The sequence below is a fragment of the Metabacillus indicus genome (genome assembly GCF_046603695.1).
Classification (GTDB): domain Bacteria; phylum Bacillota; class Bacilli; order Bacillales; family Bacillaceae; genus Bacillus_P; species Bacillus_P indicus.
In genome coordinates, this window is sequence record NZ_CP176757.1 from 2,737,491 (window position 1) to 2,760,217 (window position 22,727).

Genomic DNA, 22,727 nt, shown 5'->3' on the forward strand with positions numbered 1-22,727 from the left:
GTAGGTTACAGTCAGTAAAATGGTAATCGTTTCTTTCCGCTGCAGGAATTTGCTTTCCGCGGGGAGGGATGGGAGCTTGTACCCGTTCCCTTTCGCTCCAGTCACTTGCTTTCCGCGGGGAGCGCCTGGAGCCTCCTCGCTTCGCTTGCGGGGTCTCCAGTGCCCTCTTCATCCCTAGAAAAGCGGAAGCGCCCGTTTTGCTCCGGCAGTCAGATAAGAAATCACCCGAAAAGTCCGCTTTTGACTTTTTGGGGGATTTTGTTCTGACAGAGGAGTTGGGCGCTGCAGCTGGACAAGGAGTCAAGTGCCTTCCGCTGCAGTTCACTGGTGTTTACATTTTTCACATTTTACGCTTTTAAAAATACCTTTTTCCGGGCTGAACTCAGAAAAAAAAACCAAAGGAAGAACTCCTCTGGCTTTACATTTCCTGGTCGATTTCAATTTCCTGTGATTTTGTTTCGAATTGAATTCCGACTACATGGATATTAATCTCGTTGATTTCAAGAGCTGTCATGTTGTACAACGCCTGGCGAGTGTTGTCCTGGATGCGCTGGGCGACGGTCGGGATGGAAACGCCGAACATCATGACGCAGTAGACATCGATTGTGATTCCGTCTTCAGAAAGGTCGACTTTCACGCCTTTGCCGTGATTTTTCTTGCCGAGGCGTTCTACAACGCCTGACGCGAAGTTTCCGCGCATTTGTGCAACGCCTTCTACTTCAGAAGCAGCGATTCCGGCAATCACTTCAATGACTTCCGGGGCAATTTCAACTTTGCCGAGACCATTTTCTTCATGAGTCATTTCAAGCAGCCTGTTTTCTTTCAAGAGTCAGCACCTCCGTGTATTTTTAAGATTCCATAACTTTATGGATTTCTAAGAACTTCGTATTAAAGTCTCCGGAAACAAACGTTTCGTGTTCAAGCAGTTTTTGATGGAAAGGAATCGTTGTGTGGATCCCCTCTATAACAAATTCACTAAGCGCGCGTTTCATTCTGGCAATCGCTTCCTCGCGGGTTGCTCCATATGTGATCAATTTGGCGATCATGGAGTCGTAATATGGAGGAATGGAATAACCAGGGTATGCTGCTGAGTCTACTCTAACACCAAGGCCTCCGGGCGGCAAGTACATTTCTATTTTACCAGGAGAGGGCATAAAATTCTTCTCCGGATTCTCTGCATTGATGCGGCATTCGATTGCCCAGCCGTTAAAGACAACATCTTCCTGCCTCACAGAAAGCTCTTTGCCTGAAGCAACCATGATTTGTTCCTTGATCAGGTCAATGCCTGTGACCATTTCCGTTACAGGATGCTCAACCTGAATTCGCGTGTTCATCTCCATGAAGTAAAATTTATCTTCGATGTGATCAAAAATAAATTCGACTGTTCCTGCTCCAGTATAATTGACGGCTTCAGCAGCTTTAACAGCAGCCCTTCCCATCGTCTCGCGCATTTCAGCTGAAAGGGCAGGAGACGGGGTTTCTTCAACGAGTTTTTGAAGTCTGCGCTGAATGGAGCAGTCTCTTTCTCCTAAATGGATGACATTGCCGAGAGAGTCTGCCATGACCTGAATCTCCACGTGTCTGAAATCCTCAATGTACTTCTCAATGTAGACACCGGGATTTCCAAATGCAGTAGCAGCTTCCTGCTGAGTAATTTGGATGCCTTTGATCAGATCCTGTTCTGTTTTTGCAACACGGATTCCTTTTCCGCCTCCGCCTGCCGTTGCTTTGATAATGACAGGGTATCCGATGTCATTTGCAAGTGAAACAGCATCTCCCGTATCCTTGATAATGCCTTGAGATCCCGGAACAATCGGAACACCGGCTTTTCTCATCGTTTCCCTGGCAACGTCCTTTGTTCCCATTTTAGAGATCGCATCTGCGCTTGGTCCGACGAAGATGATGTTGCACTCTTCGCACAGCTCTGCAAAATCTGCATTTTCAGCCAGGAATCCGTAACCCGGATGAATGGCTTCACTGCCTGTAAGTTTTGCCACGCTGATGATATTTGTGAAATTCAGATAGCTGTCTTTTGAAGCTGTCGGTCCGACACAATACGCTTCATCAGCAAGCTGAACGTGCAGAGAATCTCTGTCTGCTTCTGAAAAGACCGCAACCGTCTCAATTCCCAGTTCTTTGCAGGCCCGAATGATCCGTACCGCAATTTCTCCTCTGTTTGCTATAAGCAATTTCTTAATCATAGTTTCTCTCCTTACTCTGGTCTGACAAGGAATAAAGGCTGTCCGTATTCTACTAGCTGGCCATTTTCAGCCAGGATTTCAACGATTTCGCCTTTTACTTCTGCTTCAATTTCATTAAACAGCTTCATCGCTTCTACGATGCAGACAACCGAATCATTAGTTACCTTTGAACCAACGCTCACATAGTTGTCTGTGTCAGGTGATGACGCTGCATAGAACGTGCCGACCATCGGCGAAGTGATTTTATGTAGATTTTCATCCTGGGCAGGAGCCTTCGCTTCTTCCTTTGGCACTTCTTTTACTTCCTGAAGGGCTGCAGGAGCCGCAGCCGGCTGTGCTGCTGGCATTTGAGGAGCTGCTTGTACAGGAGCTGTCTGCACAGCTGCTTTCTCAAGCTCTTCCATGCGTTTCTTTAACTTAATTTTAGATCCTTCATGTTCATACGTAAATTCGTCGATTGAAGACTGGTCAACAAGCTTGATCAGTTCTCTGATTTCTTGTATTTTCAACATCTGCTGGCACCCCTATTCAAATTCTTGATGATTGTGATTCCGTGTCTAAGCAAGGCAAAGCTTCATTTAAGGATTATGGACTATGAAAGAAAAAACGCCAAAAAAGCATTGCCCGTACTCTTCGGGTGATTTCTTATCTGGCTATTGGAGCGGGACGGGTGTTTACGCTTTTCTTATTGTCCAACTTCAACAGCCAGCTCCTCTGTCAGAACAGAATCGTCGAAAAAGGCAAAAAGCGCCTTTCCGGGTGATTCCTTATGTGACTGTCGGAGCTGAACGGGTGCTTCCGCTTTTCTTATTGTCCAGCTCCATCAGCCAGCTCCTCTGTCAGAACAGGAATCGTCGAAAAAGGCAAAAAGCGCCTTTCCGGGTGATTCCTTATGTGACTGCCGGAGCTAAACGGGTGCTTCCGCTTTTCTTATTGTCCAGCTCCATCAGCCAACTCCTCTGTCAGAACAAAATCCCCGAAAAAGTCAAAACCGGACTTTTCCGGTGATTTCTTATCTGACTGTCGGAGCTGAACGGCTGATTCCGCTTTTCTTATAGCCTAGTACTAAAACGAAGTCCTATGTCTATCTTACGACATTTGCGTGCTTGAATTCAATATGTATTCTTGCCCGCCCCCGGTGATCTTAAAATAATCTGTTCTTTTCAATTATAAGGGATAATTGAATATTTTGAAATGACAGGCAGGTAAAAGACAAAACCCCGCGCCATGGACGCGGGGTTTTACGATTATTGATTTGAAGGTTCAAGTGTTACAGCTACATCTTCCATGCCTTTCATCTCGCTGCTGACAAGCTGGATGATTTTGTTCGCTTCTGAAGCTGAACTTTCTTTCGCTTTTACTGTTACTTTGACTTTTTCGCCTTCGATTCTTACAAGGGCATCATCGTAGCCGTTTGATTTAATGAACGTTTCGAGGATTTCCTCGTTGGCAACTGCTTCATCAATCGCATTCATCTCATCACGGGCAGCGCTTTTTTCTGCAGCACTCGCCTCTTTGCTTGCTACAATATCTTCAAGACTTTCTTTCTTGGCGTTTCGGGAATCTTCAAGCTGCATGCGGATCGTTGCAAAAAGTTCATCGTTTGAAACAGAAACAACCGTTCCGTCCTCTGCTTCTTCAACTGTCACTTCTGCCTCTCCATCTTTCTTTGCTTCTTTCGCAGCTTCCGCTTTCTCTGCTTTTTCAGCACCTGTCATAGCCACATCATTTTTGATTTCTTCAGGTGTCGTGATGTAGTACACTGAAAGCACAACCACCAAGCTTAACATTGTTAATAACCAAACCGTTTGTTTTTTCAGCATCATTCAAGAATCCTCCTCTATTTCCCTTTTTTCGCTGCAACTGCTACGCGGTGGCTTGGGACTCCAAGCACTCTCGTTACAGCCTCAACGATTGATTTTTTTATTTGAATGTTGTCAGCACCCTCAGCCACCACAAGCACACCCCTGATTTCCGGTTTTTTCGTCTGCAGGATGATGGGTGTCTCCTGATCTCCCTTTCGGATAATAACAACGGATTCTTCTGTTGAACCATCTTCCACTGTCCGCTTGCCGCCCTGAGGATCTGTCTCTTCAGTTGTCTGGTTCTGGCTGACGCTGTTTCTCTCAAGAATTTGCTCGGAAGTCGCTTCTACGTTGACAACGACCATGGCATTGTTTATTCCGGACATGGAATCAAGCGCTTCTTTTAATTGATTCTCGTATTCCTGCTCATATTTCTCGATTGAACCTGAGCCCCCGCCTTCATCAGCCGGTTTAAACACTTCTTCGTCTTTATCAGATGCAGAAGACATTCCGGAGACTTGAGATACGTCAGGCATGGCTGTCTGACCGGACAACAGATTGCTTACGAGCATGAATCCGATGCCAAGCGCAAGCGCGATCAGGAGGTAGTGGTACTTGTTCGGTTTTTTGCCGTTTTCAGAGTTTAGCAGGGTTTTCAATTTTTCCAGCAATTGTTTGGGACTATTCATCTGTGCTGCCCTCCCCCCCTTCCATTTTCAAGGAAATCTTCTCAGGGTCGACTCCCCAGATACTTGCTAAATAAGCTTTAATCTCAGGTTCAGAAGAAATGGAAGCTTCCTCTTCCCTATTAGTACCGCCGATGTCAACCGGCTGTACAGCTTCAACGGCTCCGGTTTCTTCTGCGCCGGGCTGAAGCGTCACTTCAATGCTCTGGAGACTGGTTTCTATTTTTTCAAAAGGTGCTTCTGCAGATAGACGAATGTCTTTTATCGCTAGATCATAGCTTTTCACCAGCTCCTCTTTTGCCTGCGTTTTTAATTGGACAGCCATGTTTTCTAAAATATATGCATCATTTGAGGCTTGTATTTCTTTTTTTTGTGAATCTATGGATTTTTTTATTTCTGCTTCTTTTGCAGAAGAATAGCTGCCGATCCCGGCTTCCTGGACCATTGCCGGGATATCGGCGGACAAAAGCTTAAAAATCGGCGACAGGATAATCACGATCAGAAGAAGGCTGATCACCATTTTGGCGTACTTTTGCATGGCCGAGTTCGGCAAAAGCAGATCCAGTATGACAGCCAGCATGATGAAAAGAATAATGTTTGAAATCCACTCTGTCAGAAATGACATGCCGACTCCCTCCTATCGAACCATCATGGTTATATTGCCAGCCGCAATAATGACTGTAAGACTCAGGAAAAACATCAGTGACACGATGGCAAGCGCCGCAAAAATATAGATGACACTTTTGCTGATGATATCCAGGCATTTGATGATTGGACCGCCGCCAAGGGGCTGAAGCAGTGCAGCTGTAAATTTATAAATAAAGGCCAGAGTCAGCACTTTTATCGCCGGGAAAGCAGCGATAAACAGGAGAATCGCCACACCGAGAATGCCCACTGTGTTCTTTAGAAGAACAGAAGCGCTGATGACCGTATCGGTTGCATCGGTAAACATCCGCCCGAGGACAGGTATAAAGTTTCCTGTCACAAACTTGGCCGTGCGGATGGCCATCCCGTCAGAAACGGCAGCTGATGCCCCCTGAACAGAAATGACTCCGAGAAATACCGTTAAAAACGTACCAAGCAGCCCGATCCCTATGTTTCTTAGAAGCTGGGCCAGCTGCGTTACTTTATACTGATCCGTGAGCGTGCTGACAATGCTCAGCAAAGCGGAGAGAAACAGAAGCGGCAGAACAATTTTTTCAATCAGCACTCCGCTTGTATTCATGAGGAAAAGGATGACCGGGTGAAAAAATGCTGCTGATATCAGCCCGCCGGATGCCGCCATCAGAGCAAGAAGAAGCGGAATGAGTGCGAGTATGAAGCTTGACATCGTCCGGATCGCTTCAACCGTATATTCAATGGCAATATGAAAGCTGTTCAGAGCGATGATCATTAAAACCATGTAAACGAGAGCATAAGCGACTTTGCTGACTGTGCTCTGGCTGAACGCGTCCTGAAGGAGCTGCAGCAGCATGCTGAAAATTGTCAGCATAATCAATGTCCCGAGCAGTTTTCCGTTTGCGATGATTTCATGGAAAATGTAGCTCAGGAAAGCTTTTGACCATTCTTTAAAGGATAATTCTTTCTCGCCATTTAAAAATTGAAGCAGACTTCCTTTCTGGCTTTCAGGAAGATACCCTCCGTATTCTGTCATAATGTCGTCCCAGAACGTTTTAATTTCCTGGATCCCAAGCTTGTCTATCTGCTGATCAACCAATTCCTGCTGCGGTGGAGGGGGAGAAGCTTGTACAAGAGCCGGAAATGAAAAAAAGAAAAGAAAAAAGACAGCGGCGATTCCCTTTTTAATAACTCTCACCCCTTATCCATCACGCCGGTATCAGGCCGATGATGGTTTCAATTATGACAGTCAGGATCGGAACCGCCATTGCAAGAATAATGATTTTTCCGCCAAGCTCAATCTTTGAAGCAATGGCTCCCTGACCTGCATCCTTTGTAATCTGTGCGCCGAATTCGGCAATATAGGCAATTCCGATAATTTTCAGGATCGTCTCCACATACATCATGTTAATGTTTGCATTCAGCGCAATTTTTTCAATCATGGTGATAATCTGGGAAACGCCGTCGACTAAAAACAGAAAAATGACGCAGCCGACAAAAACCACGAGCATGAATGCATATGTCGGCTTTTGTTCCTTTACAATCAATGCGAGAAAAGTAGCAACTAAACCAAGTCCGACAATCTGTATAATTTCAATGGCTGAGCCCCCCTATCCCTGAAAAAGGAAGACTGATTTAATTTTCTGAAACAAATCTTCTACAATGGAAGCCACCATAAACAGAATATAAATAAAACCCAGGAGCGTGACCCATTGCGCATACTCTTTTTTGCCCATCTGATCAAGGATTGTGTGAAGAAACGCGACGACAATTCCGATGCCCGCTATTTGAAAAATGATATTAACATCTACTCCCATTGCATGTAATCCTCCTGACTGCTACATCAATAAAATAACCAGCAATAAACCCGATAAGAATCCAAGGCTTTTCAGCATTTTTTCATAGCGGCTCTGTCTGTCGAGTGCATCCGCTTCCTCTCTTTCAAGATGGGCAAGTGCGAGGCGGATATGTTTCTGCTGAGAGATCAGGTCGTGCTGGCCGAGTGTTTCGCCAAACTGCTTCATGATCTCGTACTCTCCCTGCTTAAAGGCAGTCATCCTCCATACTTCCTGCAAACTGTTTTCCCAGGCTGCCCTGACGCTTGTATGCCCTGCAGACAGACGCTTTGAAAATACCTCAAAAAACCAGGAAAGCGGCTTTGGCATTTGCTTTGAAAGGGTGGCGGCTGCTTCTTTTAACGGGGTATGAGCATACATGATTTCTGCTTCGAGCGCCTGCAGGGCAACCTTCAACTGTCTCAGCTGGCGCGGGCGTTCACTGATGTGTTTTGCCGTTTCAAAACCGGCCCATGTTGTAGCAAGCAGGATGAATACAGCTCCAAGCAGCTTCAGCATAGCGGGACACCTTCTTCCGTTCTGACAATCCGTCCTTCTTCATCAATGACTCTCTGGACCGTTCCGGGACCGCTTACTCTTGATAGCTCTATGAACCTCTTAAAAACATGATGATTTAATAGAGGAGCAATAGTCGGCCTCATTTTAATATCCTCAAGAGAGCATCCGTGAACGGATATAAACAGTCCGACACCCGCATGAACGGCCTCAAGTATCGCTTCTGTATCTTCCATTCTCCCCGCCTCATCCACAACGAGAACATCGGGGCTCATAGAGCGGATCATCATCATCATGCCTTCTGCTTTCGGGCATGCATCAAGCACGTCCACTCTTTCGCCGAACTCATGCTGGGGTATGCCGTTTATGCATCCTGCAATCTCTGAGCGCTCATCTACAATCCCTACTTTTCTTGATGGGATCTGTCCATGGCCTGTACTCATAATTCGTGCAAAGTCGCGGAGCATCGTCGTTTTACCAGTCTGAGGCGGGCCGATAATCATGGTATTCAGCCACTCTCCGCTGTAGCAGCAAGGGATGAACCGGTCAGCAATTCCGCGTTTTTGGCGCGCTACCCGAATGTTGAAAGACGTGACATTGCGGATGGCTTTTACACGGCCGTTTTCTGTTATGACCCTCCCCGATAGCCCTACACGATGGCCGCCCTGAATGGTGATAAAGCCGCGTTTGAGCTCTTCTTCAAGTGCGTAGATGCTGTATTGGCTCAGTTCGCTCAGCAGAGAAATTCCGTCCTGATGTGTAGCGATGCATGACAGGAAAACAGGTTTTCCCGCCGCTGTCACTTCAACCCGCTTTGATATTCTGATGCGAATCTCTTCCATTTGCTGCAGCACATGCGGCGGAAGGTCCAGTATATGCTGTCTGATCGGCTCAGGAAGCATAGCTGTAATCTCATTCACATGGCTTCCTCCTTGCATAGTCTCTTAATACTCCTATGTTTATGCAGGCTTGGACACATTATGACTGTGACCTCATTTATAAACCCCAATTAAGATAAAGGCTACGCCGATTGAGATGAAAATCAGTTTTGCATAAGACAGCTGTTCAGCAATTTGGAAAATGCCGATCGTCATTGTCAAAATAAAAATGACCGGCCCGACAATGGCTAACATTGAGTTGATCAGTACTGCCTTCCGCACATCATTAAAGACAAGCATCAAAACAGCAGCTGTCATTTCAATGCTTGCAGACAGCAGCCTCAAAAGGGCCATGGATCTGACAGCAGGATCCAGACCGGCTAGAAAATGCTTCATCTTCTTCCTCCCCTACTCTTCTAATCACAAAGCTGCGGAGTTTCGCTTGTCCATTCCCTAAAGAACGAAAACGGAGCCCGCAACCGGAGTGATAGTCCAGTCTATGAGAGAAAAAGGCCGTTTAGACAAAAAGAATTCTTGACAGAATTTTCAGATTTTATAATAATAGGTACAAAGGGGGATGTGTCATGGGATTTGGAATAGAAGCTTATGAGGTCTATCACTATTTGCAGTGGGCCATTGGGATTGCCGTATACATAGTATTGCCGGCCGCACTTCTTTTCAAAGCGGGGAAAAAGAGAGAGCAGGAGCCGCGTACTTTCCGGGCGCAGACAATTATTGAAGAAACAAAAAACTCCATCTGATCAGATGGAGTTTTTTAATGCGGTTTTACGCGCGTGATACGTATGAGCTGTCTGTTGTGTTGATGATCAGCACGTCACCTTCGTTTACGAAGAACGGGACGTTGACGATCAGTCCAGTCTGCACTTTAGCAGGCTTTGTTCCGCCGGAAGCTGTATCACCTTTAATACCTGGCTCTGTTTCAATAACTTCAAGTTCTACTGTGTTTGGAAGCTCAACACCAAGTGTTTCGCTGCCGAACATCATGATTGATACTTCCATGTTTTCCTTAAGGAATTTAAGTTCATACTCGATTGAAGCTTCAGGCAGTTCCACTTGATCATAAGACTCATTGTCCATGAACACATGCTGGTCGCCATTTGCATACAGATACTGCATTTTGCGGTTTTCAATTTGAGCTTTCGCCACTTTTTCTCCAGCACGGAACGTTTTTTCCTGAACAGCTCCAGTACGAAGGTTACGCAGTTTTGAGCGTACGAATGCAGCGCCCTTTCCCGGTTTTACATGCTGGAAATCCATAACGCGCCAAATGCCGTTATCTACCTCGATTGTTAAGCCCGTACGAAAATCATTAACTGAAATCATATTTGTTCCTCCTATGTAAATAACACTTTTTAACCTTCCGGAAGCTTTTTATAAGATAATAAGCTCTTTAGGGGAGTGTGTCAGAGATTCATTGCCATCTTCCTTAACCACTGTATCGTCCTCGATCCGGACACCGCCAAGCTTAGGAACATAAATTCCCGGCTCTACTGTAACAATCATGCCCGGCTCAAGAACCGTTTCTGATTTTGCGGATAATGACGGACTTTCGTGAACTTCCATTCCAAGGCCGTGTCCGGTTGAATGGCCAAAATACTCGCCATAGCCGTTCTCTGAAATATAATCCCTTGTCAAAGCATCAGCTTCTTTTCCGGTCATACCTGCTTTAATTCCATTCATGCCGCGAAGCTGGGCTTCAAGAACAATGGAATAAATCTTCTTCAGCTCATCACTTGGATTGCCGACTGCAATCGTGCGTGTAATATCTGAACAATATCCCTTGTAGTATGCTCCAAAATCAAAGGTTACAAAATCGCCCTTTTCAATTTCTTTTTCACTTGCCACACCGTGCGGAAGAGCTGACCTGTGGCCGGATGCGACAATGATATCGAATGATGAAGAAACAGCTCCCTGCTTTCGCATAAAGAATTCAAGTTCGTTTGAAACTTCAATTTCCTTCATGCCGGGCTGTACTACTGTAAGAATGTGCTTAAATGCAGCATCGGCGATCTCCGCAGCTTCCTTTAATATCTTAATCTCTGCTGCAGACTTAATCAAGCGTAACTTTTCCACCGCCTCAGACACCGGAACAAACTCAATTCCCTTCAGTTTGGAAGCATATGAGGAATAAGCTGCAAAGGATAAATGATCCTGTTCAAAGCCAAGACGCCTGATTGAAAGCTTTTCTGCCTGTGCAGCGACTTCGTCAAGAATCGGCCCCTTGTGCTGAACAATTTCATAGCCTTCAACCTGCTTGGCTGCCTGCTCTGTATATCTGAAGTCTGTAATAAAAACGGCTCCTGACAGAGAAACGAGCGCGACGCCCGATGAGCCTGTAAAACCGGTCATGTACCGTCTGTTATAATCGCTTGCAATAAGAAGTCCGTCAACATCAAGCTCCTTGAGCCTGTTTCTTAATTTCTCAATCTTCAGCATGCTGTTTCTCCCCTATCTTTGTATGTATTGCCTGCAGGGCAAACTGGTATCCCTGAAATCCGAGGCCGACTATCTGTCCGGCAGTGACCGGCGCAGTGACAGACTGATGCCTGAACGGCTCGCGGCTGTGAACATTGGAGATATGCACCTCAATCACAGGTAGAGGCACACTTGCGATTGCATCTCTTAAGGCATAGCTGTAGTGGGTAAACGCACCCGGATTCAGAACAATGCCGTCGTAGTGGCCATCTGAACCATGAATGGCATCTATCAGGTCTCCTTCATGATTGGACTGAAAGCACGTGACCTGAAACCCCTGCTTTTCAGCAAAAACCATCAGCTCCCGCTCAAGATCTGTCAGCGTTTTGCTTCCATAAATATCAGGTTCACGCAACCCAAGGCGATTCAGGTTTGGGCCGTTAATTACTATGTAGTGTCTCATCTTTCGACCTCCAAGCACGATGAGGACTCTCCTTCATGTGACAGATGTTTTCGTCAAAACGCTGCCTTAAACAATAGCCGCATGAATAAAAAGCCGACAAAAAATAGAATGTTCATTTTAGAACATTCTACCATACTTCATTGTGCGTTACCTCTATTGTTACGTGGAAGCGCTGCCCTTTTTTTTCGATTGAAGCTCATTTTGTTCAAAGGAAATGGAATACCCGATAAAGACCCCATATAAAATGTATAAACATATCATCGTAACCGTTGTCAGGCGCTCGAGTTCAAAGACTGTTTTGACGTTTGGAAAGATCGGATTCAAGAGGAAAAAGACAAGCGCCCATAAAGCGGCTCCATAGATCATGCCGACGAAAATAGACGAAAACCTTTTTAAAACTAAATAATAGACGAGTGCCGTTCCTACAGAAAGGAATCCGATAACCAGTACTCCCGCAAAATTTCCGATTGTGCCGTTTTTCCAGTCACCAAGAAGAAACGGCTGCAGCAGCATGTTCGGACTGATCTCTGTCATGTTCAGCACATAAGCCAAATAGCCGATTAAACTCCAGAAAATACCTCCTGCAAATCCGGTAATCATAGCTCTTGCGATAAACGGGAGACCCTCGCCCTGCTTATCATCCTGTCCATCTTCTATTCCTGCAGAATTAGACTGATAATCATCTGTCATATGTACACCTCCTACTTCTAGTATGTACATCCAATCCGAAATTCGATGCAGAAAATGTCTAACTGGCAAGTATTAGGATATACTACAGACGTACTTACCTGCAGAACCTTTCCGGCGCCCATAAATTGAAGAATAAAATATAACTGCCTAGAGGTTTATGCTGTTTTTATGTAGAATATAAACATAACATTCTCTTCCGTTTTGTTTAAAATCCGCTCAAAAAGAGAATAGATAGGTAGGTTGGTGAAAAATGTCAAAGCAGAACAAGCCCGCATATGGAGGGCAAGCAGTAGTAGAGGGCGTCATGTTTGGCGGCAAGCATCACTATGTTACAGCCATCAGACGGAAGAACAAGGAAATTGATTACTTCCGGCTGCCCAGAAAATCAAGCAGCTCACTGACAGCCCTTAAAAAAATACCATTTATCCGCGGAATCGCAGCAATCATAGAAGCAAGCGCAAATGGTACGAAACATCTCAACTTTTCAACAGACAGGTACGACCTTGATCCTGAAGATGACGAGAAGCTGAACGAGCCGAAAAAAGAATCAAAGCTGACGATGATACTCGGAGTTGCAGCAATCGGGGTCCTGTCCTTTTTATTCGGAAAATTCATCTTTACGCTTGTCCCGCTTTTTCTTGCAGAGCTTACAAGACCTGTTTTTTCATCGGATTTGTCACAGATCCTGATTGAAGGTCTTTTCAAACTTATTCTCCTGCTTGCCTATATTTACGCGATTTCCTTTACACCGCTGATCAAGCGCGTATTCCAGTATCACGGTGCAGAGCATAAAGTCATTAACTGTTATGAAAACGGTATGCCGCTCACAGTCGAAAACGTACAGAGCAACAGCCGCCTTCATTACAGATGCGGAAGCAGCTTCCTTCTTTTCACCGTGATTGTCGGAGTTTTCGTCTACATGCTCGTTCCCACTGAACCGCTTTATGTGCGCGTTTTGAACAGACTGGCGCTTATTCCCGTTGTGATCGGCATTTCTTTTGAGGTGCTGCAGTTTACAAATAAGCTCAGAGACGTGCCTGTCCTGAAATGGCTTGGATATCCGGGCTTATGCCTTCAGCTTCTGACCACAAAAGAGCCAGACAACGAACAGACAGAAGTCGCAATTGCAAGCTTCAATGAAATGCTCCGCCTGGAAAAAGAAACAGAAGAAGGTATAAAAACAGAACAAATTGTATAAGCTAAAACTTCATTAACTCATTTTCATCTTGGGAGGTGGACTCATGAAAAAAAGAATGAATCCATTTGTGATGATTGTGTTAGCTCTGGGAGGAATCGGGTTTTTAGTGACTCTCATCAGCAGGCCCGGCTTCCTCTTCAGAGAAATGCTCGTGTTTGCTGCTGTTCTAGCCATCATCTATTTTGTTGTCCGTTACTTTACAAAACAAAGAATGGGAAAAGACTCTTCCTCTTATTCCAAAGCTGCTAAACAGTCCAAAAGGCGTTTCAGCGACCGCAATCAGAGCAGCTCCCATTTGAAAAGTGTGTCAGCCCCTAAAAAGAGCAGCAAAACAAGCGCTCTTAAAAAGAAGCAGGCTTCACACCTGACCGTGATTGAAGGCAGAAAAGGCAAAAAGAAAAGCAGGGCTTTTTTCTGACCTGCTTTTCTTTTTGAATTAATATGTCCAGCGTTTAAGAAATTGTTCCGTCCGACTTCTACCTAGCTCAATCAGAGCTAGTTTTTTTTGTTCTGAGAGATCAAATTCTGTCGTGAGAATGCTTTCTACCGGCAAAAAAATGATGTTTCTCTCATGCCTGCTTGATACATGCCTGGCATCATGGGCATCTTTCATTGTTTCAAACAGCGCACCGTACATTTCAATCGCATTTTTAATCTGATTCCTCGGCCTTTCTTCATCTCTCGGGCTTAGCTTGATTCCAATAACAGGCCTGGCCTTTTCCTTAAAGAGCCAGATCGGAAAGTTGCTTAAAACTCCCCCGTCTACCACTATATTCGTCCCTTCAGCACTCGTCAGCTTAACAGGTTCAAAGAAATACGGAAGACTGCAGCTCATCAGCACAGCTCGCGCAACTGAAAACCTCTCGGGAACAAGTCCGTATCTGGGGAGATCATCAGGCAGCACAATGATCCTGCCGTTAGTGAGATCCGATGCGACAATCTTTAATGAACCGGGCCTCAAATCGCCAAAGGTGGAAACGCCCCTTTCCTTCAGCCTGGCTGCTATCCATTCCTCAAGCTTCCCGCCTTTATACAGACCGAGGCGCCAATAGAGGTTAAGCCATTTCATCAATTTAAATGGAAGAATGGAAGGGTTTTTCTCAAGAAACTTCCCAAGCTCCATATCGTCCATCATTCGGATAATTTCATCACTTCTGTATCCTGCTGCGATAAAGGATGCCACAATTGAACCCGCGCTTGTGCCTGCCACTCTTACAAACTGCAGCCCTCGCTGTTCAATTGCCTGATAGGCTCCAATCAGCGCAAACCCTTTTATGCCGCCGCCAGAGAAGACACCATCAATGTACACAGAAGTTCCTCCCCTCTTCTCCTATCCTTATAGTGTAAGATGAAGGCCGGAGAAATAGACCTTTTCCAGTTTTGGCGCAAGAAAAAAAACGAAAGCAGCTGCTTTCGTCTTTTTCAGGACTCGTTATCCTGTTCATTTTGTTTTTGTATCGCACGCAGGGTATCTACACGCGCTTCATCGCTTTCGAAAAACTGCACGAGATCTCCGATGCGGTCTATGGCGTTCCAGCTGAGGTGATGCTCAATGCCCTCAACATCGTTGTAAATCTTTTCTTCATCCACGCCGATCAAACGCATAAACTGCTCGAGCAGCTCATGACGGTAGACAAGGCGCTTTCCGATCTTCTTGCCCTTAGGCGTCAAAATAAGTCCACGGTATTTTTCGTATATGAGATATTCATCTTTGTCTAGTTTTTGGACCATCTTTGTCACTGAGGAGGGATGAACGGATAATGCTTCCGCGATGTCTGAGACACGGGCATATCCTTTTTCTTCTATTAAAATGTAGATTTGTTCAATATAATCTTCCATACTTGGTGTTGGCATGAGGTCCCCTCCAAAAAAACGTTCAAAACATAGGAAATCATTACAAGTGTACACTAGTTTGCAGGTCATGACAAGAAAGCTTGCAGGAGAAGCACAAGAAAAGAGCCGGATGTCCCGGCTCTTCCATTTCTTATAATCCGCACTTCAGCTGTGCACCGCAGCTTGTGCAAGTGTTGCATCCGCCAATGTCCTCAACTGTACCTTCACGGCATACAGGGCAAGTATTGCCCACTTCGTTTCCGATTGTTACATTTGTGGAGCGCAAAGCCTGGATTGTATCCACAAGAACAACTTTGCCTTTTTCTTTCGGTGCTTCTTCTGTTTCAGAGAAGGTATTCTCCTCCGCTTTTAATGTAAGGACCTGAGTGTCCCGGCTTCCGTCAACATAGACTGTTCCGCCTTTTGCTCCGCCTTTATACAGACGCTCATATACTTTTTGGACCTGGTCCACCGTATATCCTCTAGGAGCGTTGACCGTTTTGCTGATTGAACTGTCGATCCAGCGCTGGATGACGCATTGTGCATCTGCATGCGCTTCTGCACTCAGTTCCATAGCTGAGATAAACCATTCAGGAAGATTCTCCGGATCTGCATCAGGATTTTTATCCAGATACTCCTGTACGATATCTGCTTTTACTTCAATGAACTTGCCAAGTCTTCCGCTTCTGTAGTAAGAGAAGGAGAAGTATGGTTCTAGTCCAGTGGAAACCCCGACCATCGTCCCAGTGGATCCCGTGGGAGCAACAGTCAGCAAGTGTGAATTGCGGATACCGTATTCTTTAATATCTTCCAGGATATCAGACGGCATTTTGCTCATAAAACCGGTCTCAGTAAAGGCCTGGCGCAGTCTGTTCGTTTCTTCAGCCGTTTCGCCAGTCAAGAATGGGAAGCTGCCTTTTTCTTTTGCAAGCTCTACAGATGCTTTATACGCAGTGACAGCGATCGTTTCAAAGACCTTGTCAATGAGCTCGTTGCCTTCTTCAGAACCGTACTGTGTTTCACAGTAGATCAGAAGATCGTGAAGTCCCATAACACCAAGACCTACACGGCGTTCGCCTAGTGCCTGTTTTTTATTTTCATCAAGGAAGTACGGTGTTGCATCGATTACGTTATCCTGCATGCGGACACCGACTTCAACCGTTCTTTTCAGTTTTTCGAAATTGACGGTTTTTGTTTCTTTGTCTGCCATTTCAGCAAGGTTCACTGCAGCAAGGTTGCAGACAGAATATGGTGCGAGAGGCTGTTCCAATATTGTTATCGCACGGCTTTTTATCCGTACTTCTTACACTTCTCCTTCGTGTAAGTTCAGCATATCTTTTCATTACAAAAATACTGATTGATGTAATGTTGCGGCCTCGTGGGAGAATTATATTCTGATCTCTCAGGTTCATCTCCTATGCGTTGCCCCTGACTAAACGTTTAGGCTTAGCCTTCGGTTCGGATTCCCATCTCAGGGTTCCCGCTTCATTCCGCAATTTTTAACGTGAGGCAAATCAAGCTGCTCTACCACACGGATTCGTTGCAACTACCTTCTGTCCATACGCTTTAGCGTTTGTCATGTCATTGGCGTTATCAATGAAGAAAATGCCCGGCTCTGCAGAGTATGTTGCGCAGATGTTGATGAGGTTCCAAAGTTCTTTCGCCTTGATCGTACGGTACGTGCGCACTTTGTAGCCGAGTTTTTCCCACTCGCGAACGTCACCATGGTTATGCCAGTCTTCATTGTAAGCTTTCATTTCCTCTGCATTGTAGCTTTCAACATCAGGGAAGCGCAGCTCGTAATCGGCATCCTTTTCAACGGCATCCATGAAATCCTTTGTCAGCGTGACTGAGATGTTTGCTCCTGTAAGGAATTCTGAATTATGAACGGTATAGGTTCCGCCGACTGCAAGCTTCACTTCTGCGTCTTTAATGATTTTCTCGTTAAATCCGCCGTAGCCCGGAATCTGCTTGTAATTGACGATGCTTTGATACATAGCTTCCTCGTCCTGTGTAAGCGGCTTGAACTTCAGCTTTTCCTGGGCGTATTTCTTTATGGTTTCATCGTTTGTATTTTCAATCAGATAACGCAGGATACGGGGATTCTGCATTTTGGAAATAATGAATTCAATAATGTCAGGATGCCAGTCGGCAAGCATGATCATTTGCGCGCCCCTGCGCGACCCGCCCTGCTCAACCAGATGAGTCAGTTTCGCAATGTCATCAAGCCAGGATACCGACCCGGATGATTTGCCGTTGACTCCTCTTGCAAGGGTGTTTCTCGGACGCAGCGTTGAACCGTTTGTTCCAACGCCTCCGCCGCGGCTCATGATCTCCATGACCTGCTTGCGGTGTTCGGAAATGCCTTCGCGTGAATCCTGCACAAACGGCATCACGTAGCAGTTGAAATACGTCACATCTGTTCCTGCTCCCGCTCCGTATAACACGCGTCCGGCTGGAACAAAGTTCAGGCCGACGAGTTCCTGATAGAACTTCTCAAACCATTCCTTGCGTTTTTCTTCTGTTTTCTCAACAGATGCAAGACCTGTCGCATTCCGCTTGGCTATTTGCTCGTAATATACTTCAAGCGGTTTTTCTATAACGTCAAGAGAGCGGTGAATGACTCCTGATTCTACTTCTTCAGGCTTTTCAAGTGAAAGGCGGTACTCTTCTTCCACCTGAACGTGCGCCATTTTTGCCTGCCAGTCTATATCTAAGATGTACCCGAGGCCTCTTGCCGGGAATTTCGGATCTTCCTTAATTGTCAGAACGACAAAATCGCCTTTGGACAGCGTCAGCTTTTCAGTGTCTTTAAATGTGTACCTGTCAAGCATGACTAAACGCGATACACCTTTGTGTGTAAGCTTCATATCTTCTGTAATCGGATGAACTTGGGGAAAAAGTGAAATATCGTGGTTAAGCTTGTCCACATCAAGTTTCAGATTTTCATTCAGTGCAACGGTCATTCAAACAACTCCCCTATTATCTTTGTACTTGATTTAATTTATCACACAGCCATCCGTTTATCAATATATAGTGTTTCTTTTTCGTTCGACAATACTATATATGGATAAAAAGTCAGTCTGCTGTTATTTTGTCAAATTACAAACTTCGTAATTGAGTGTGAAAAAAAGAGAATAAAGAAGATAGGAGATTGAAAATCACTTTTTTTGAAGTAATTTGTCGCTTGCAAATTTCGAATCGAACAGAAAGCTAGAAAAATAAGGAACACATAGAAATAACTAGAAAATAAAAATAAACGAAAGCGACTTATTTCAGCCGCTTATCGTTTATAATTCCACTCATCCGATTCATATTTTTCAGCTGCCAGTTTCATAACTGCAGCGTGTTCTTCGTCAGTCAGTTTATACGATTCGAGCTTAATATTCAGCCCTTTTTCAAACCCTCTTCTAAACGCCTCTTTCGCCTCTTCAATCGTTACTTTCGTCTCTCTGAGAGCATTCACTGCTACTGCCTTATTTTTAAAGTTCTTCTGCATTCGTTCTTTTACCCTGTCACTCGGGTACTTAAACAGGCTGAACAAAAGATCTTCATCAAGATCAAGCAGAATCGATCCGTGCTGGAGAATCACGCCTTTTTGACGTGTCTGTGCACTGCCTGCAACTTTCCTGCCTTCAACGACAAGCTCATACCAGGAGGGTGCATCAAAGCAAACCGCTGAACGCGGATTTTTAAGCCCCTGCTTCTCTTCCTCCGTTCTCGGCACCGCGAAATAAGCATCAAGGCCAAGCTCTCTGAATCCCTGAAGAATTCCTTCTGAGATCACCCGGTATGCTTCTGTAACGGTCTTCGGCATCTCCGGATGGTCTTCTGAAACAATGACACTGTATGTAAGTTCTTTATCATGCAGAACGCCTCTGCCCCCTGTTGGCCTGCGCACAAAGCCGAGCCCATTTCGTTTAACAGCTTCAAAGTCAATTTCTTTTTCCGCCTTCTGGAAATAACCGACAGAAAGTGTCGCAGGATTCCATCCGTAAAAACGGATGACAGGCGGAAAGTTCCCTTCGCTGTTCCACTCAAGCAGCACCTCATCAAGCGCCATATTGTAAGCAGGAGAGCAGTTGCCCGAATCAATAAATCTCCAAATTTCTTTCTCCATGTTCATACCCCATTTTTCATGCTTAGGCTGTTTGTTAAATACATTCCGCTATCATAGTCTATCAAAAAGAATTCCAGGATGAAAATAAATAACTCTGATTCATGGATGACAATTTGACCCTGCTCTTATATAATTATACTTGTCCAATAAACAGAAGTTTACATGAACCAGCCCGCATAAAGGGTATAAAAAAGGAGTCGGGTCAGCTTGACAACATGGATTTTCTTATTAATTTTAGTCGGCGCAATTGCAGCCTACACAATCTTCTCTTATTTTTACCAGCGTAAAATTATGAAAACATTAACGGAAGAGGAATTCCGTGCAGGATACAGAAAGGCTCAGCTCATTGATGTCCGCGAGCCGAACGAATTTGAAGGCGGCCATATTCTTGGCGCAAGAAACATCCCAATGTCACAAATGAGACAGCGCCATAAAGAAATCCGCAAAGACCAGCCTGTTTATCTTTATTGCCAAAACACAGTAAGAAGCGGACGCACAGCGCAGATGCTTAAGAAAAAGGGCTATTCAGATCTTTACACATTAAAAGGCGGCTTTAAGGGCTGGAGCGGAAGAATTAAGACGAAGAAGTAAATAACAAAAAAGGATTCGCCAGCGGCGAATCCTTTTTCTTATTGCTTCTGATAGCGGAGAATCGGCTTGCGTGCTGCCGTTGTCTCATCAAGACGTCCAACAACGGTTGTATGAGGAGCTTCCTGAACCATTTCTGGGTTTTCCTCTGCTTCTTTCGCAATTTGAAGCATAGCATCAATGAATGAATCAAGTGTTTCTTTTGACTCTGTTTCCGTCGGTTCAATCATGATGCACTCCTCGACATTAAGCGGGAAGTAGATCGTCGGCGGATGGTAGCCGAAGTCAAGAAGGCGCTTTGCGATATCAAGCGTGCGCACTCCGAGTTTTTTCTGGCGTTTTCCTGATAAAACAAACTCATGCTTGCAGTGTCTGTCAAACGGCAGATCATAGGCTTCTGAAAGTCTTCTCATCATGTAGTTTGCATTCAGAACCGCATACTCTGTCACTGCTTTTAAGCCGTCTGGCCCCATTGTGCGGATATACGTATATGCACGCACATTGATTCCGAAGTTGCCGTAAAACGGCTTGACTCTTCCGATGGACTGAGGTCTGTCATAGTCAAATGCATATTTGTCATCACGTTTCACAAGAACAGGCTTAGGAAGATACGGAATCAGATCTGCTTTTACACCGACAGGACCTGAACCCGGTCCTCCGCCGCCATGCGGCCCGGTAAACGTTTTGTGGAGATTTAAGTGAACCACGTCAAATCCCATATCTCCGGGACGAGCCTTGCTTAGTACGGCGTTTAGGTTGGCTCCGTCATAGTACAGCTTGCCGCCTGCATCATGCACGATCTTTGCCATGTCCAGAATATTTTCCTCAAACAGACCCAGCGTATTCGGATTTGTGAGCATCAGCGCAGCGGTATCATCTCCTACTACACGCTTCAGATCTTCAAGATCGACGAGTCCATGTTCATTTGATTTAACAGTGACCGTTTCAAAACCTGCCACTGTAGCAGATGCAGGATTGGTTCCGTGTGCAGAATCAGGTACGATGACCTTTGTGCGTCCAGTGTCGCCGTTTGCTTCGTGATACGCACGGATCATCATAAGTCCGGTCCACTCTCCGTGGGCACCCGCTGCCGGCTGAAGCGTGACTTCATCCATTCCTGTAATTTCTACAAGGTGCTCCTGAAGGTCATACATCAGCTCAAGAGCTCCCTGTACGGTACTTTCATCCTGAAGCGGATGGATATGGGCAAGCCCTGCCATGCGGGCAACATTTTCGTTTATTTTCGGGTTGTACTTCATCGTGCATGAGCCAAGCGGATAAAAGCCTGAGTCCACTCCATGATTGCGCTTTGAAAGAGCTGTATAGTGCCTCATAATATCAAGCTCTGATACCTCCGGCAGTTCAGCTTCCTCTGTGCGGAGATAGTCAGCGGGAATGAGTTCATCTGCTGATTGTTCGGGAATATCCATATCAGGCAGGCTGTAGCCTGTTCTTCCAGGCTTTGTCAGTTCAAAAATCAATGGCTGATTCTCGTTATTCATGTCCATCCCCCAATTCCAAAACAAGTTGATCGATTTCTTCTTTCGTGCGAAGTTCTGTCACAGCTACGAGCATGTGATTTTCAAGCTCAGGATATACGCTGCCAAGATCGAAGCCTCCGATGATGCCCTTTTCAATCAGGCGGGCATTCACTTCTTTCACCGGTTTATTTAATTTAACGGCAAACTCATTGAAGATCGGTCCGTCAAATGGCACGTCAAAGCCTTTTTCTTTAAATGCCTTTTTAGCGTAGTTTGCTTTCTGGATATTCTGCAGAGCCATTTCTTTGACTCCTTTTCTTCCGAGCGCTGTCATGGCAACAGACGCTGCAAGTGCATTCAAAGCCTGATTTGAACAGATGTTTGATGTCGCTTTATCACGTCTGATATGCTGTTCGCGTGCCTGAAGCGTGAGAACAAATCCTCTGCGTCCCTGGTCATCCTTTGTCTGTCCGACAAGACGGCCTGGCACTTTGCGGATCAGTTTCTGAGTGACAGCAAAATAGCCGCAGTGCGGGCCGCCAAATGCTGTTGGGATACCAAACGGCTGAGCGTCGCCGGCAACAATGTCCGCGCCGAATGCTCCCGGAGGTGTTAAAGCTCCAAGGGCGAGCGGGTTGGAAGAGACGATAAACATGCTTTTGCCTGTATGGGCAATTGGCTCAATGTCCTTAAGAGGTTCAATCTGGCCGAAGAAGTTAGGATATTGAACTACGACCGCTGCTACATCATCAGACATTTCCTGCTTTAATGCCTCAAGATCTGTGACGCCGTTTTTGACAGGCACTTCCACCACTTCAATGTACTGTCCTTTTGCATACGTTTTCAGCACATCTCTGCTTTCCGGATGAACGGCTCCTGACACAATGACCTTTTTCTTTTTCGTCTGTCCGCAGGCAAGCATAGCCGCTTCAGCAAGTGACGTTCCGCCGTCATACATAGAAGAGTTGGCTGCATCCATGCCTGTAAGCTCTGCGATCATCGTCTGAAATTCGAAGATTGCCTGCAGTTCGCCCTGTGAAATCTCAGGCTGATACGGCGTGTAGGCCGTATAGAACTCCGATCTTGAAATCACATGATCCACAATAATCGGCATGTAATGGTCATACACTCCCGCTCCAAGGAAAGAGGCATTGCTTCTTAGGTCTTTATTTTTAGCAGCAAGCGCGCTCATCTCTTTCATTAGCTCTGTTTCCGATTTAGCCTTCTTGATGCTGTATTCGCCCTTAAATCGAACACTTTCAGGAATGTCTTGAAAAAGCTCATCAATTGATGCTACTCCGACAGCTTGAAGCATCTCCTGCTGATCTTGCTCTGTCATCGGCAAGTAACGATGTTTCATGGATGTATTCCCCTTTCAA

Annotated in this window: 26 protein-coding genes and 2 pseudogenes; 5 read left to right on the forward strand and 23 right to left on the reverse strand. The window is 45.4% G+C overall.

The window, feature by feature from the left end; translation table 11 throughout:
• Nucleotides 1-418: 418 nt before the first annotated feature.
• Genes ACK1LH_RS14030 through accB form a run of 3 tightly spaced genes read right to left on the reverse strand, consistent with a single transcriptional unit; the run spans nt 419 to nt 2,713 of the window.
• Nucleotides 419-826 (reverse strand): Asp23/Gls24 family envelope stress response protein, encoded by a 408-nt coding sequence (locus tag ACK1LH_RS14030; RefSeq protein WP_029279783.1) that lies wholly within the window; start codon nt 824-826, stop codon nt 419-421.
• 22 nt (nt 827-848) lie between these two features.
• Nucleotides 849-2,201 (reverse strand): acetyl-CoA carboxylase biotin carboxylase subunit, encoded by a 1,353-nt coding sequence (gene accC, locus ACK1LH_RS14035; protein ID WP_029279782.1) that lies wholly within the window; start codon nt 2,199-2,201, stop codon nt 849-851.
• Between the two features lie 11 nt (nt 2,202-2,212).
• Nucleotides 2,213-2,713, reverse strand: a complete 501-nt coding sequence (gene accB / locus ACK1LH_RS14040; RefSeq protein WP_029279780.1) for an acetyl-CoA carboxylase biotin carboxyl carrier protein — start codon at nt 2,711-2,713, stop codon at nt 2,213-2,215.
• Nucleotides 2,714-2,795: 82 nt separating this feature from the next.
• Here accB and ACK1LH_RS14045 point away from each other — a divergent pair, with 82 nt between their 5' ends.
• Nucleotides 2,796-3,209, forward strand: coding sequence for a hypothetical protein (locus ACK1LH_RS14045; protein ID WP_411333443.1), 414 nt, complete (start codon nt 2,796-2,798; stop codon nt 3,207-3,209).
• Nucleotides 3,210-3,448: 239 nt separating this feature from the next.
• Here the strand turns inward: ACK1LH_RS14045 and ACK1LH_RS14050 are convergent, their stop codons facing one another.
• From ACK1LH_RS14050 to ACK1LH_RS14090, 9 genes are all read right to left on the reverse strand, one after another.
• Nucleotides 3,449-4,024: a SpoIIIAH-like family protein gene (locus ACK1LH_RS14050; protein WP_029279778.1), complete on the reverse strand. Its 576-nt coding sequence runs from the start codon at nt 4,022-4,024 to the stop codon at nt 3,449-3,451.
• A gap of 17 nt (nt 4,025-4,041) precedes the next feature.
• On the reverse strand, nt 4,042-4,695 hold the full coding sequence (gene spoIIIAG, locus ACK1LH_RS14055) for a stage III sporulation protein AG (RefSeq protein ID WP_029279776.1): 654 nt from the start codon (nt 4,693-4,695) through the stop codon (nt 4,042-4,044).
• Nucleotides 4,688-5,317 carry a stage III sporulation protein AF gene (gene spoIIIAF / locus ACK1LH_RS14060; RefSeq protein WP_411333445.1) on the reverse strand — a complete coding sequence of 210 codons (630 nt, stop codon included), beginning with the start codon at nt 5,315-5,317 and terminating at the stop codon, nt 4,688-4,690. Before spoIIIAF ends, spoIIIAG begins: the two co-directional genes overlap by 8 nt.
• Nucleotides 5,318-5,329: 12 nt before the next feature.
• On the reverse strand, nt 5,330-6,508 hold the full coding sequence (gene spoIIIAE, locus ACK1LH_RS14065; RefSeq protein ID WP_035207086.1) for a stage III sporulation protein AE: 1,179 nt from the start codon (nt 6,506-6,508) through the stop codon (nt 5,330-5,332).
• 10 nt (nt 6,509-6,518) lie between these two features.
• Nucleotides 6,519-6,908 carry a stage III sporulation protein AD gene (gene spoIIIAD, locus ACK1LH_RS14070; RefSeq protein ID WP_174434979.1) on the reverse strand — a complete coding sequence of 130 codons (390 nt, stop codon included), beginning with the start codon at nt 6,906-6,908 and terminating at the stop codon, nt 6,519-6,521.
• A 12-nt stretch (nt 6,909-6,920) separates the two neighbouring features.
• The gene (spoIIIAC, locus tag ACK1LH_RS14075) at nt 6,921-7,127 is read right to left on the reverse strand and encodes a stage III sporulation protein AC (protein WP_029279768.1); all 207 of its coding nucleotides are present in this window, start codon (nt 7,125-7,127) and stop codon (nt 6,921-6,923) included.
• A 21-nt stretch (nt 7,128-7,148) separates the two neighbouring features.
• Entirely contained in the window at nt 7,149-7,664 is a 516-nt protein-coding gene (gene spoIIIAB / locus ACK1LH_RS14080; RefSeq protein ID WP_029279766.1) for a stage III sporulation protein SpoIIIAB, read from the reverse strand.
• Entirely contained in the window at nt 7,658-8,581 is a 924-nt protein-coding gene (gene spoIIIAA, locus ACK1LH_RS14085; RefSeq protein WP_411333446.1) for a stage III sporulation protein AA, read from the reverse strand. Before spoIIIAA ends, spoIIIAB begins: the two co-directional genes overlap by 7 nt.
• Before the next feature lie 72 nt (nt 8,582-8,653).
• Nucleotides 8,654-8,935, reverse strand: a complete 282-nt coding sequence (locus ACK1LH_RS14090; protein WP_035207096.1) for a YqhV family protein — start codon at nt 8,933-8,935, stop codon at nt 8,654-8,656.
• Nucleotides 8,936-9,123: 188 nt separating this feature from the next.
• On the opposite strand from ACK1LH_RS14090, the gene ACK1LH_RS14095 reads away from it, so the two are divergent.
• Nucleotides 9,124-9,300, forward strand: a complete 177-nt coding sequence (locus tag ACK1LH_RS14095) for a hypothetical protein (protein ID WP_161781207.1) — start codon at nt 9,124-9,126, stop codon at nt 9,298-9,300.
• A gap of 25 nt (nt 9,301-9,325) precedes the next feature.
• Here ACK1LH_RS14095 and efp read toward each other — a convergent pair whose 3' ends face one another.
• The 4 genes from efp to ACK1LH_RS14115 all read right to left on the reverse strand — a co-directional run bounded on the left by efp (nt 9,326) and on the right by ACK1LH_RS14115 (nt 12,128).
• A complete protein-coding gene (gene efp / locus ACK1LH_RS14100) occupies nt 9,326-9,883 on the reverse strand; it encodes an elongation factor P (RefSeq protein ID WP_029279759.1) in 558 nt (185 codons plus the stop codon).
• Between the two features lie 48 nt (nt 9,884-9,931).
• Nucleotides 9,932-10,996: a M24 family metallopeptidase gene (locus ACK1LH_RS14105; protein WP_411333447.1), complete on the reverse strand. Its 1,065-nt coding sequence runs from the start codon at nt 10,994-10,996 to the stop codon at nt 9,932-9,934.
• The gene (gene aroQ / locus ACK1LH_RS14110; protein ID WP_029279756.1) at nt 10,983-11,438 is read right to left on the reverse strand and encodes a type II 3-dehydroquinate dehydratase; all 456 of its coding nucleotides are present in this window, start codon (nt 11,436-11,438) and stop codon (nt 10,983-10,985) included. Before aroQ ends, ACK1LH_RS14105 begins: the two co-directional genes overlap by 14 nt.
• 159 nt (nt 11,439-11,597) lie before the next feature.
• Nucleotides 11,598-12,128 carry a YqhR family membrane protein gene (locus ACK1LH_RS14115; protein ID WP_411333449.1) on the reverse strand — a complete coding sequence of 177 codons (531 nt, stop codon included), beginning with the start codon at nt 12,126-12,128 and terminating at the stop codon, nt 11,598-11,600.
• Nucleotides 12,129-12,378: 250 nt separating this feature from the next.
• Between ACK1LH_RS14115 and ACK1LH_RS14120 the strand changes: the two genes are divergently transcribed.
• Together ACK1LH_RS14120 and ACK1LH_RS14125 are read left to right on the forward strand one after the other, a co-directional pair.
• A complete protein-coding gene (locus tag ACK1LH_RS14120; protein WP_029279753.1) occupies nt 12,379-13,326 on the forward strand; it encodes a DUF1385 domain-containing protein in 948 nt (315 codons plus the stop codon).
• Between the two features lie 43 nt (nt 13,327-13,369).
• Nucleotides 13,370-13,744, forward strand: a complete 375-nt coding sequence (locus tag ACK1LH_RS14125) for an SA1362 family protein (protein ID WP_029279751.1) — start codon at nt 13,370-13,372, stop codon at nt 13,742-13,744.
• Between the two features lie 18 nt (nt 13,745-13,762).
• On the opposite strand, the gene ACK1LH_RS14130 is transcribed toward ACK1LH_RS14125, so the two are convergent.
• The 5 genes and pseudogenes from ACK1LH_RS14130 to ACK1LH_RS14150 form a co-directional block, all read right to left on the reverse strand.
• Nucleotides 13,763-14,635, reverse strand: a complete 873-nt coding sequence (locus tag ACK1LH_RS14130; RefSeq protein ID WP_029279750.1) for a patatin-like phospholipase family protein — start codon at nt 14,633-14,635, stop codon at nt 13,763-13,765.
• 113 nt (nt 14,636-14,748) lie between these two features.
• Nucleotides 14,749-15,180 (reverse strand): transcriptional regulator MntR, encoded by a 432-nt coding sequence (gene mntR, locus ACK1LH_RS14135; protein WP_029279748.1) that lies wholly within the window; start codon nt 15,178-15,180, stop codon nt 14,749-14,751.
• A 130-nt stretch (nt 15,181-15,310) separates the two neighbouring features.
• A pseudogene (locus ACK1LH_RS14140) lies at nt 15,311-16,426 on the reverse strand (hypothetical protein); the annotation flags it as partial.
• A gap of 259 nt (nt 16,427-16,685) precedes the next feature.
• A pseudogene (locus ACK1LH_RS14145) lies at nt 16,686-18,125 on the reverse strand (vitamin B12-dependent ribonucleotide reductase); the annotation flags it as partial.
• Nucleotides 18,126-18,442: 317 nt separating this feature from the next.
• The gene (locus ACK1LH_RS14150) at nt 18,443-19,279 is read right to left on the reverse strand and encodes a biotin/lipoate A/B protein ligase family protein (protein ID WP_029279742.1); all 837 of its coding nucleotides are present in this window, start codon (nt 19,277-19,279) and stop codon (nt 18,443-18,445) included.
• Between the two features lie 219 nt (nt 19,280-19,498).
• On the opposite strand from ACK1LH_RS14150, the gene ACK1LH_RS14155 reads away from it, so the two are divergent.
• Nucleotides 19,499-19,870, forward strand: a complete 372-nt coding sequence (locus ACK1LH_RS14155) for a rhodanese-like domain-containing protein (RefSeq protein ID WP_035319304.1) — start codon at nt 19,499-19,501, stop codon at nt 19,868-19,870.
• A 38-nt stretch (nt 19,871-19,908) separates the two neighbouring features.
• On the opposite strand, the gene gcvPB is transcribed toward ACK1LH_RS14155, so the two are convergent.
• Together gcvPB and gcvPA are read right to left on the reverse strand one after the other, a co-directional pair.
• Nucleotides 19,909-21,369, reverse strand: a complete 1,461-nt coding sequence (gene gcvPB, locus ACK1LH_RS14160) for an aminomethyl-transferring glycine dehydrogenase subunit GcvPB (RefSeq protein WP_029279738.1) — start codon at nt 21,367-21,369, stop codon at nt 19,909-19,911.
• Nucleotides 21,362-22,708, reverse strand: a complete 1,347-nt coding sequence (gcvPA, locus tag ACK1LH_RS14165) for an aminomethyl-transferring glycine dehydrogenase subunit GcvPA (RefSeq protein WP_035207106.1) — start codon at nt 22,706-22,708, stop codon at nt 21,362-21,364. Before gcvPA ends, gcvPB begins: the two co-directional genes overlap by 8 nt.
• Between the last annotated feature and the right edge of the window lie 19 nt (nt 22,709-22,727).

Excerpts from the sequence above, each read along its gene's own strand:
- gcvPA (WP_035207106.1), bottom strand. The coding sequence starts at position 22,708 with ATGAAACATCGTTACTTGCCGATGACAGAGCAAGATCAGCAGGAGATG.
- aroQ (WP_029279756.1), bottom strand. The coding sequence starts at position 11,438 with ATGAGACACTACATAGTAATTAACGGCCCAAACCTGAATCGCCTTGGG.
- gcvPB (WP_029279738.1), bottom strand. The coding sequence starts at position 21,369 with ATGAATAACGAGAATCAGCCATTGATTTTTGAACTGACAAAGCCTGGA.
- spoIIIAB (WP_029279766.1), bottom strand. The coding sequence starts at position 7,664 with ATGCTGAAGCTGCTTGGAGCTGTATTCATCCTGCTTGCTACAACATGG.
- ACK1LH_RS14105 (WP_411333447.1), bottom strand. The coding sequence starts at position 10,996 with ATGCTGAAGATTGAGAAATTAAGAAACAGGCTCAAGGAGCTTGATGTT.
- spoIIIAF (WP_411333445.1), bottom strand. The coding sequence starts at position 5,317 with ATGTCATTTCTGACAGAGTGGATTTCAAACATTATTCTTTTCATCATG.
- efp (WP_029279759.1), bottom strand. The coding sequence starts at position 9,883 with ATGATTTCAGTTAATGATTTTCGTACGGGCTTAACAATCGAGGTAGAT.
- ACK1LH_RS14045 (WP_411333443.1), top strand. The coding sequence starts at position 2,796 with ATGAAAGAAAAAACGCCAAAAAAGCATTGCCCGTACTCTTCGGGTGAT.
- ACK1LH_RS14120 (WP_029279753.1), top strand. The coding sequence starts at position 12,379 with ATGTCAAAGCAGAACAAGCCCGCATATGGAGGGCAAGCAGTAGTAGAG.
- ACK1LH_RS14050 (WP_029279778.1), bottom strand. The coding sequence starts at position 4,024 with ATGCTGAAAAAACAAACGGTTTGGTTATTAACAATGTTAAGCTTGGTG.
- accB (WP_029279780.1), bottom strand. The coding sequence starts at position 2,713 with ATGTTGAAAATACAAGAAATCAGAGAACTGATCAAGCTTGTTGACCAG.
- accC (WP_029279782.1), bottom strand. The coding sequence starts at position 2,201 with ATGATTAAGAAATTGCTTATAGCAAACAGAGGAGAAATTGCGGTACGG.
- ACK1LH_RS14115 (WP_411333449.1), bottom strand. The coding sequence starts at position 12,128 with ATGACAGATGATTATCAGTCTAATTCTGCAGGAATAGAAGATGGACAG.
- spoIIIAC (WP_029279768.1), bottom strand. The coding sequence starts at position 7,127 with ATGGGAGTAGATGTTAATATCATTTTTCAAATAGCGGGCATCGGAATT.
- ACK1LH_RS14150 (WP_029279742.1), bottom strand. The coding sequence starts at position 19,279 with ATGGAGAAAGAAATTTGGAGATTTATTGATTCGGGCAACTGCTCTCCT.
- ACK1LH_RS14125 (WP_029279751.1), top strand. The coding sequence starts at position 13,370 with ATGAAAAAAAGAATGAATCCATTTGTGATGATTGTGTTAGCTCTGGGA.
- spoIIIAG (WP_029279776.1), bottom strand. The coding sequence starts at position 4,695 with ATGAATAGTCCCAAACAATTGCTGGAAAAATTGAAAACCCTGCTAAAC.
- mntR (WP_029279748.1), bottom strand. The coding sequence starts at position 15,180 with ATGCCAACACCAAGTATGGAAGATTATATTGAACAAATCTACATTTTA.
- ACK1LH_RS14090 (WP_035207096.1), bottom strand. The coding sequence starts at position 8,935 with ATGAAGCATTTTCTAGCCGGTCTGGATCCTGCTGTCAGATCCATGGCC.
- ACK1LH_RS14095 (WP_161781207.1), top strand. The coding sequence starts at position 9,124 with ATGGGATTTGGAATAGAAGCTTATGAGGTCTATCACTATTTGCAGTGG.